Genomic DNA, 7909 nt, shown 5'->3' with positions numbered 1-7909 from the left:
CCTTTGTTTTGCAGGTGGGGTGGGTTCTTTTTTTTTAAAACCACAAAAATATTTAGCACCCCCCCCCAAAACACTTCCGGGCGCGGGGGGGGCCTCCCCCCCCCCCCCCGGCTCAGTTAGCCCGGAAATGGGGGCCGGATCGGCGATGGCTGTCAGCCGTTGCCCGCACCGTTGGCCGAGAGGACCGGGATGTCGTTGAGGATGTGCGAGAGAGGCTCGTCGCCCTTCGCCTGCGTCGAGTTCTCGACGCACTGCTGGTTCTGCGGGGAGGACAGGACGTTGATGTCCTGGACCGCGACCGGCACGAGAATTCCGACAAGCGAGCCGACGTTGGCCTTGGCCGGCAGACCGACACAGAGCTTGTTGAGCGAGCCCTGGACGAGGCTGAGCTGCGGGCTCATCTTCCCGTGTGTCGCGGAGTTGCCGTAAGCCTGCTTGGCGCCGTTGCCGCTGAGCGACGTGGTGCCGGTGTCGTTGCCGACGGCGAAAGCCGACGGCGCGGCAGCGGCGGAGGCGCCGACCACGGAGGCGGTGACCGCCGCGGTTGCCAGAATCTTCTTGATCACGGTTGGTTCCTTTTCTCAAGAAATGCAGGTGGTGCGGCCTGCCCAACCGGCTCACCCGGGTTTGGTTCCGGTGCTTCACTCGTACGGTTTGCGGGCCCCGAGCGGGCTGATTGAGTGCCTAATAAGCCGTTGGAGTGAATCGCGATAACCAAGCCCGCTGAACGTAGTTGCTCATGACGCCCCGGGGACTTGGGGCATCTTTCAGAAGGGGACTCATCGTGATCAAGAAGGTTCTGGCCTCCGCGGCCGTCGCCGCTTCCGTCGTCGGCATGTCGGCCATGGCCGCGCCGTCGGCTTTCGCCGTCGGTGACGACACGGGCACCACGTCGCTCAGCGGCAACGGTGCCACCCAGGCTTACGGCAACTCGGCGACGTACGGGAACATGAGCCCGCAGATGGCGCTCATCCAGGGCTCGCTCAACAAGCCCTGCATCGGTCTGCCGGCCAAGATCAACGCCGGCTCGCTGCTGGGTGCCGTGCCGATCGCTGTCCAGGACGTCAACATCCTGTCCTCGCCGCAGAACCAGCAGTGCGTCGAGAACTCGACGCAGGCGAAGGGTGACGAGCCCCTCTCGCACATCCTCAACGACATTCCGATCCTGTCGGCGAACGGTGCGGGCAACGGCTGATATCAACGCTGAAACGCTGAACCACTGAAACAGCGCGACCGGGCCACCGCGGAATTCCGCGGTGGCCCGGTCGTTTTCACGCTCGCTGTCAACGCGCCGATATGCCTTATGGGCTGTTAGAGGGAACGGGCGCAACCAAACCAGATACGGCGAGTTGAGCAAACCGGCACTCCACCGGTGGAGTCCGACTTTCTGGAAAGGCAACAAAATGAACAAGCTGTGGGCTACCGCTGCTGTGGCGGCCACGATGGTCGGCGGTCTCGCCGCCACCGCGTCGCCGGCGCTGGCGATTGGCAACGACACGGGCACGACGTCTCTCAGCGGCAACGGTGCCAAGCAGGCGTTCGGCAACTCGGAGACCCACGGGGACATGAGCCCGCAGCTCAGCCTCGTCCAGGGCTCGCTCAACAAGCCCTGCGTCGGCCTGCCCGTCAAGGGGAACATCGGCGCCCTCGGGGGCTTCGTGCCGGTCGCCGTTCAGGACATCAACGTTCTGTCCTCCCCGCAGAACCAGCAGTGCACCGAGAATTCGACGCAGGCGAAGGGCGACGAGCCTCTGTCGCACATCCTGGAGGACATCCCGGTCCTCTCGGCGAACGGCGTGGGCAACCACTGACCGTTCCGCCCCGGAGCCCGGTCCGGCAGCTCGGCTGCCCGGCCGGGCTCTGTCGTGTCCGGACGCGGTGGGCGGGAACCGCTCTCAGCCGAGAGGCTTGGCCAGACAGATGCTCAGCGGGTCGTCGCGGTAGTGGCCGAACTTCGAACAGTCCGTGTAGCCGCTGGAGCGGTAGAGCGCGATGGCCTCCGGCTGCTTGGTGCCCGTCTCCAGGACCATACGGGTACGGCCCGCCGCGCGGGCGCTCTCCTCCAGCCGGGCGAGGATACGGCGGGCCAGCCCGAGGCCGCGCGCCTCCACCGTCACGTACATGCGCTTGATCTCGGCGTCGCCGTCCGCGTAGCCCTCGTCGTTGGTCTCCTGCGAGCGCCAGCCGCCCGTGGCGATCGGGCGGTCGTCCGCGTCGTAGACCAGGAAGTAGATGCCGTGGGGCGGGTCGAACATCCGGGGGTGGAGGACGGTGGCGTCCCCCTCGCCCTCGTAGCGCGCCGCGTATTCGAGCTGGACCTCGGCGTCGAGCTTCGCGGCGTCGGGGTGGTCGTAGGGGACCTGACGTATTTCGATGGCCACGGCACCGATGGTAGAGCCTCCTGGGTAGGGTGCCGGAATGCTCACTGTGACCTCCGTGAATGTGAACGGGCTGCGTGCCGCCGCGAAGAAGGGCTTCGTGGAGTGGCTGGCCGGGACCGGTGCCGACGTGGTCTGCCTCCAGGAGGTGCGGGCCGAGGAGGACCAGCTCACGGAGGCGGTACGGAAGCCCGAGGGGTGGCACACGGTGTTCGCGCCTGCGGAGGCCAAGGGCCGCGCGGGGGTCGCGGTCTACTCGCGGCGGGAGCCGGAGCGGGTGCGGATCGGCTTCGGCAGCGCCGAGTTCGACGCCAGCGGGCGGTACATTGAGATCGACTTGCCCGGTGTGACGGTGGCCAGCCTCTATCTGCCGTCGGGTGAGGTCGGCACGGAGCGCCAGGACGAGAAGGTCCGGTTCATGGACGAGTTCCTGGTCTACCTGGGGGGTCTGAGGGAGCGCGCGGCGGCGGACGGCCGGGAGGTGCTGGTCTGCGGCGACTGGAACATCGCGCACCAGGAGGCCGACCTCAAGAACTGGAAGGCCAACCGCAAGTCGTCCGGCTTCCTGCCCGAGGAACGCGCGTGGCTGACGCGGGTCTTCGACGAGGCGTCGTACGTGGACGTGGTCCGTGCCCTGCACCCGGACCAGACCGGGCCGTACACCTGGTGGTCCTACCGGGGGCGCGCCTTCGACAACGACACGGGCTGGCGCATCGACTACCAGGTGGCGACGGCCGGTCTGGCCGAGCGTGCGGTGAAGGCGTGGGTGGAGCGGGCGGCGACGCACGACGAGCGCTGGAGCGATCACGCGCCGGTGAGTGTCGCGTACGAGCTGGGGTAGCGCTACTTCTCGCGCAGGCGGCGGTCCATCGCCATGGAGAGTTCCGCCTCCACCACGCTCTTGGCCAGCGGGCGCAGGACCTCCGGGGCGGCGTCGGGGGCATGGGCCTGGAGGGTTCTCGCGAAGAGTTCGGCCAGGGCGTCCGCGTGGGCGCGGACCTCGCGGCCCGCTTCGAAGACCGCCGACAGCGGGATGCCCTCGCGGACCAGACGGGCCGAGACGTCCAGGAGACGGCGGCTGATGTGGACGAGGTCGTCGCCGTCGGTGGCGAGGTAGCCGAGTTCGAGCGCGGTGGCCAGGTTCTCCGCCGTGACCTCGCCCTCGAAGTGGTCGGCCAGCTCCTCGGGGGTGAGGCGGACGGGGGTCTCCTCGGTCGGTTCGCCGAGGCCCAGGACCTCGCCGACGTCCCGGCCGCTCTCGAACGCGGTCGCGAGGTCGGCGATGCCGTTGAGGGTGTGGCCGCGCTCCAACAGGGCGGCGATCGTACGGAGTCTGGCCAGATGGTGGCTGTCGTACCAGGCGATCCGGCCCTCCTTGCGGGGCGGCGGGATCAGGCCGCGTTCGCGGTAGAAGCGGACCGTACGCACGGTGATGCCGGCCGCTTCGGCCAGCTCCTTCACGCGGTACTCGCGGGCTTCCTCCCGTACTTCCTGCTGGTCGGACATGGCGGTCAGCCTATGCCGCGGCCGGCGCCCGCCCCTGGCCCGTACCGCCGGTAACTTTTCCTGCCCGCCCTCTACCCATGAGTAGGGAGCTGCCCTACTCTCCCGACAGTGCCAGTGATTACTGGCGCGGTTACCGGGAGGCGCTCCGGCGGGAGGCGGCGGCATGGCCAAGCACGAGCATGTAAGGGTGGCGGTGATCGGATCCGGATTCGGGGGTCTGGGGGCCGCCGTCCGGCTGCGGCGCGACGGGATCACCGACTTCGTCGTCCTGGAACGCGCGGGGTCCATCGGCGGGACATGGCGCGACAACGACTATCCGGGCTGCGCCTGCGACGTGCCCTCGCACCTGTACTCCTTCTCCTTCGCGCCCAACCCCGACTGGCCGCGCACTTTCTCGGGGCAGTCGCACATCCGCGCGTATCTGGAGCGCGTCACCGACACCTTCGGGCTCAGGCCGCACATCCGGCTGGACCACGAGGTGCTGCTGATGCGCTGGATCGGCGGGGCGGCGCACTGGGAGATCGAGACCTCGCGCGGGACCCTCACGGCGGACGTCGTGGTCTCCGCGACCGGGGCGCTGTCGGACCCCAGGGTGCCTGACGTGCCAGGGCTCGACTCATTCCCCGGCGAGGTCTTCCACTCCGCCCGCTGGGACCACGGCTTCGACCCGCGGGGCAAGCGCGTCGCCGTGGTCGGCACCGGTGCGTCGGCGATCCAGATCGTGCCGGCCCTCCAGCCCGACGTGGCGCGGCTGACGCTCTTCCAGCGCACCCCGCCGTGGGTGATGGCCCGTGCGGACCGGCCGATCTCCGCCGCCGAGCGGTGGCTGTACCGCGCGGTGCCGACCGCCGGCGCCGCGCGGCGCGGACTGCTCTGGGGGATCAGGGAGTTGCAGGTCCAGGCGTTCACCAAACGGCCCGGCGAGCTGCGGCTGGTCGAGCGCGTGGCAAAGGCGAACATGGCACGGGCGATCAAGGACCCAGTGCTGCGGGCCAAGTTGACGCCCTCGTACCGGATCGGCTGCAAGCGGATCCTGCTGTCCAGTACGTACTATCCGGCGCTCGCCCGGCCCAATGTGGACGTCGTCGCGTCCGCGCTCGGCGAGGTGCGCGGGTCGACCCTGGTGGGCGCGGAGGGGAGCGAGAGAGAGGTCGACGCGATCGTCTTCGCCACCGGCTTCCGGGTGACCGACATGCCCATCATCGAGCGGGTGGTGGGGGCGGACGGGAGCACGCTCGCCGAGTCGTGGAAGGACGGCATGGCGTCCCTGCGCGGCTCGACGGCCGCCGGCTTCCCCAACTTCATGACGATCGTCGGCCCCAACACCGGGCTGGGCAACTCCTCGATGATCCTGATGATCGAGTCCCAGCTCAGCTATCTCGGCGACTATCTGCGCACGCTCGGCTCGCTCGGGGCGGGCGCCGCGCTCACCCCCACACCGGCGGCAGTCGAGGCGTGGAACCGCCGCGTACAGGAGAGGATGACGCGCACCGTGTGGAACACCGGGGGCTGCACCAGCTGGTACCTGGACGCGGGCGGGCGCAACACCACGATCTGGCCCGGGACGACGACCGAGTTCCGGCGGGCGACGCGGGCGGTGGACCTCGGGGAGTACGACATCGTCCGGGCACCGGCGGCGAAGACCCGCACCGAGGACACCGATCACACCCAAGACACCGAGCACACCGAGGAGAGCGTCCGATGAGCCGACCCGTCCGTGAGATCAGCGCGCGTTCCGCCGACGGCTCGCGGCTGCACATCGAGGTGTACGGCTCCGAGGGGGCGCCCGCAATCGTGCTGAGCCATGGGTGGACCTGCTCGACCCGCTTCTGGGCCGGGCAGATCGACGACCTCGCCGGGGACCACCGCGTGATCGTCTACGACCAGCGCGGGCACGGGCGTTCACCCGCCGTCGGCCGCCACGGGTACACCACCGACGCGCTCGCCGACGACCTGGAGGCGGTGCTGGGCGCGACGCTCGCGCCGGGTGAGAAGGCCGTACTGGCAGGGCATTCGATGGGCGGTATGACGCTGATGGCCGCCTCCGCGCGGCCCGCCTTCCGGGAGCACGCGGCGGCGGCGCTCCTGTGCAGCACGGGCAGTTCGCGGCTGGTGGCCGAATCGCTCGTGGTGCCGATGCGGCCCGGACGGCTGCGGACGCGGCTGACCCGGATGATCCTTGGCGCGCGGGCCCCACTCGGCCCGGTCACGCCCCTCTCGAAGCGGCTCCTGCGGTACGGGACGATGGGGCCGGGTACGGCGCCGGACCGGATCGCGACCTGCGCGCGGATCGTGCACGCCTGCCCGCGCGCGGTGCGGGTCGCCTGGTCGCAGGTGCTGGGCTCGCTCGATCTCGACGCGGGCGTACGGGAGTTGCGGGTCCCCACGGCGGTGCTCACGGGGACCGCCGACCGGCTGACGCCCCCGGTCCTGGCCCACCGGACGGCCGCCGCGCTGCCCCACTGCGTCGGCGTCACCGAGCTGACGGGCGTGGGACACATGACCCCGGTGGAGGCTCCCGAGGCGGTGACCGCCGTGATCCGGGGGCTGGTGGCGGACCACCTCGGTGCCGGTGCCGACAGGACGGGGCACGCCGACGAGACCGAGGGGAGCGCCGTATGAGCCGGGTCGGCCTCGATGGACAGGTCGCCGTCGTCACCGGCGCGGCACGTGGTGTGGGAGAGACGCTGGCCCGCAAACTCTCGGCGCGCGGCGCCCGCGTGGCGCTCGTGGGGCTGGAGGCGGACGAGCTGAAGGACGTGGCGAGCAGGCTGCACACCGAGTGCGAGCACTGGTACGCCGATGTCACCGACCACGAGGCGATGGTCCGCGTCGCGGGTGAGGTCAAGCGGCGGTTCGGGAAGGTCGACATCGTCGTGGCCAACGCGGGTGTCGCCGCGGGCGGTCCCTTCCTGGACTCCGACCCCGCCGCCTGGCGGCGGGTGATCGAGGTGAACCTCGTCGGCGGGGCGGTCACGGCGCGCGCGTTCCTGCCCGTACTGATGGAGAGCCGCGGCTACTTCCTCCAGATAGCCTCGCTCGCCGCGATCACCCCGGCGCCCCTGATGACCGCGTACTGCGCCTCCAAGTCGGGGGTAGAGGCCTTCGCGCACAGCCTGCGCGCCGAGGTGCGGCACAAGGGCGTCCGGGTCGGCGTCGGCTATCTGTCGTGGACCGACACCGACATGGTGCGCGGCGCCGACGAGGACGAGGTGATGCGCGAGATGCGGCAAGGGCTGCCGTGGCCGGCCGGGAAGACATATCCCCTCGGGCCCGCGGCCGAGCGCATCGTCTCGGGCATCGAGCGGCGCTCGGCGCACGTGTACGCGCAGTGGTGGCTGCGGGGCATGCGGTCCGTACGGGGGTCTCTGCCCGGCCTGGTCGCGACCGTCGGGTCCCGCCGGATGCGGGGGCTCGAACCACGGCTCGGGGCAGTGGCCAGAGGGCTGCTGGGGGCCGGCGGGGCGGCCGACGAGCAGGGGCGTACGCAGCGTAACTGATCGAAATGCGCGGTATGTCGGAGCGTGTAAGTCTGGTCGTGGCCCGGGAGTTCGTCCACGGGCCGCACCGGACTTCACCGGAATTCGCCCGACTTCCAGGAGTGAGAACCCATGGGTATCGCGGACCAGTTCAAGGACAAGTCGCAGCAGCTCGCCGACCAGGCGAAGAAGAAGACGCGCGAGAACGCCGACAGGAACCCCGGCGACGCCCGCGATGCCCGTGACACCCGCGATGCCGGGAACGTCCGTCGCAAGGACGAGGCGTCCCAGCGCTCCTCGCAGGGCCGCCCTCCGCAGGGCCAGAACCAGGGCCAGCGCCCGGGGCAGGGCCAAGGCCAGGAGCGGATGCGGGACGAGGGCGACCGGGCGCGGCAGCGCGCGCAGGACTCGCGCGACCGGTTCGCCGAGGACTACGACGCCTGACCCGGCTGTCCGCACGAAGGGCGCACCCGGTGCACCGGCATCGTGTGCGCCCCTTCGCGGCCACGGGCCGCGGTTGTCCTCGGTCGCCGGACGGGCGTGCTG

Annotated in this window: 10 protein-coding genes; 7 read left to right on the top strand and 3 right to left on the bottom strand. The window is 70.3% G+C overall.

Translation table 11 applies throughout. The features are described 5' to 3' along the window. Nucleotides 1-152: 152 nt before the first annotated feature. Nucleotides 153-566 (bottom strand): rodlin, encoded by a 414-nt coding sequence (locus tag ACFWV8_RS37920; protein ID WP_384215035.1) that lies wholly within the window; start codon nt 564-566, stop codon nt 153-155. Between the two features lie 218 nt (nt 567-784). Between ACFWV8_RS37920 and ACFWV8_RS37915 the strand changes: the two genes are divergently transcribed. Both ACFWV8_RS37915 and ACFWV8_RS37910 read left to right on the top strand, forming a co-directional pair. Continuing rightward, entirely contained in the window at nt 785-1195 is a 411-nt protein-coding gene (locus ACFWV8_RS37915; RefSeq protein ID WP_384215034.1) for a rodlin, read from the top strand. A gap of 208 nt (nt 1196-1403) precedes the next feature. After that, nucleotides 1404-1811 (top strand): rodlin, encoded by a 408-nt coding sequence (locus ACFWV8_RS37910; RefSeq protein WP_384215033.1) that lies wholly within the window; start codon nt 1404-1406, stop codon nt 1809-1811. A gap of 84 nt (nt 1812-1895) precedes the next feature. Here ACFWV8_RS37910 and ACFWV8_RS37905 read toward each other — a convergent pair whose 3' ends face one another. Beyond that, entirely contained in the window at nt 1896-2375 is a 480-nt protein-coding gene (locus tag ACFWV8_RS37905; RefSeq protein ID WP_384215036.1) for a GNAT family N-acetyltransferase, read from the bottom strand. A 43-nt stretch (nt 2376-2418) separates the two neighbouring features. Here ACFWV8_RS37905 and ACFWV8_RS37900 point away from each other — a divergent pair, with 43 nt between their 5' ends. After that, nucleotides 2419-3219, top strand: a complete 801-nt coding sequence (locus ACFWV8_RS37900) for an exodeoxyribonuclease III (RefSeq protein WP_384215032.1) — start codon at nt 2419-2421, stop codon at nt 3217-3219. A gap of 2 nt (nt 3220-3221) precedes the next feature. Here the strand turns inward: ACFWV8_RS37900 and ACFWV8_RS37895 are convergent, their stop codons facing one another. After that, a complete protein-coding gene (locus ACFWV8_RS37895) occupies nt 3222-3884 on the bottom strand; it encodes a MerR family transcriptional regulator (protein WP_384215031.1) in 663 nt (220 codons plus the stop codon). Nucleotides 3885-4047: 163 nt separating this feature from the next. Here ACFWV8_RS37895 and ACFWV8_RS37890 point away from each other — a divergent pair, with 163 nt between their 5' ends. The 4 genes from ACFWV8_RS37890 to ACFWV8_RS37875 all read left to right on the top strand — a co-directional run bounded on the left by ACFWV8_RS37890 (nt 4048) and on the right by ACFWV8_RS37875 (nt 7807). Then, nucleotides 4048-5589 (top strand): flavin-containing monooxygenase, encoded by a 1542-nt coding sequence (locus ACFWV8_RS37890; RefSeq protein WP_384215030.1) that lies wholly within the window; start codon nt 4048-4050, stop codon nt 5587-5589. Next, a complete protein-coding gene (locus ACFWV8_RS37885) occupies nt 5586-6506 on the top strand; it encodes an alpha/beta fold hydrolase (RefSeq protein WP_384215029.1) in 921 nt (306 codons plus the stop codon). Before ACFWV8_RS37890 ends, ACFWV8_RS37885 begins: the two co-directional genes overlap by 4 nt. Next, complete coding sequence (locus ACFWV8_RS37880) at nt 6503-7384, top strand: SDR family oxidoreductase (protein ID WP_384215028.1); 882 nt, start codon at nt 6503-6505, stop codon at nt 7382-7384. The genes ACFWV8_RS37885 and ACFWV8_RS37880 overlap by 4 nt, the downstream gene beginning before the upstream one ends. 111 nt (nt 7385-7495) lie before the next feature. After that, nucleotides 7496-7807 carry a hypothetical protein gene (locus tag ACFWV8_RS37875; RefSeq protein ID WP_384215027.1) on the top strand — a complete coding sequence of 104 codons (312 nt, stop codon included), beginning with the start codon at nt 7496-7498 and terminating at the stop codon, nt 7805-7807. Nucleotides 7808-7909 lie beyond the last annotated feature (102 nt).

This window comes from Streptomyces sp. NPDC058665, assembly GCF_042714995.1.
In the GTDB taxonomy this organism is placed as follows: Bacteria; Actinomycetota; Actinomycetes; order Streptomycetales; family Streptomycetaceae; genus Streptomyces.
Note: the sequence above shows the minus strand (reverse complement) of the source record. Positions and strands in the feature narration are given on the sequence as shown.